Here is a 432-nt window from a genome sequence, read left to right as displayed (position 1 = left end):
TGCCGTAGAGCGTGTCGTTGCCCGCACCGCCGGTCACGTTCTCGAAGTTGCTGATCACGTCGCCCGCCGCCTCGCCATAGAAGGCCGAGTTGGTTCTGATATCGACGTAAACACCGCTGAGATCGGCGCTATAATCAAGCGTATCGATGTCGGCTCCTCCATCCAGCGTGTCTGCGCCAGCTCCGCCCCAGATGACATCGCTGCCGTTGCCACCGTGGATGATGTCATCGCCGATGCCGCCCTCGAGCCGGTCGCTGCCGTCATCGCCGAAGAGCGTGTCGCGCCCGTCCCCGCCGGCGATGGTGTCGTGGCCGCCCTGCCCGCGCAGCACGTTGTCGCCGGCACTGCCGTAGAGCGTGTCGTTGCCCGCACCGCCGGTCACGTTCTCGAAGTTGCTGATCACGTCGCCCGCCGCCTCGCCATAGAAGGCCG

Annotated in this window: 1 protein-coding gene; it reads right to left on the bottom strand. The window is 66.0% G+C overall.

Annotated features, from left to right (window positions below; translation table 11 throughout):
- Positions 1-432 (bottom strand): calcium-binding protein (locus AB4097_RS21535; protein WP_442043347.1); only part of this gene is annotated, 432 nt, incomplete at both ends.

Origin of the sequence: Microvirga sp. 2MCAF35 (genome assembly GCF_052115545.1) — a bacterium.
Lineage (GTDB): Bacteria > Pseudomonadota > Alphaproteobacteria > Rhizobiales > Beijerinckiaceae > Microvirga.
Note: the sequence above shows the minus strand (reverse complement) of the source record. Positions and strands in the feature narration are given on the sequence as shown.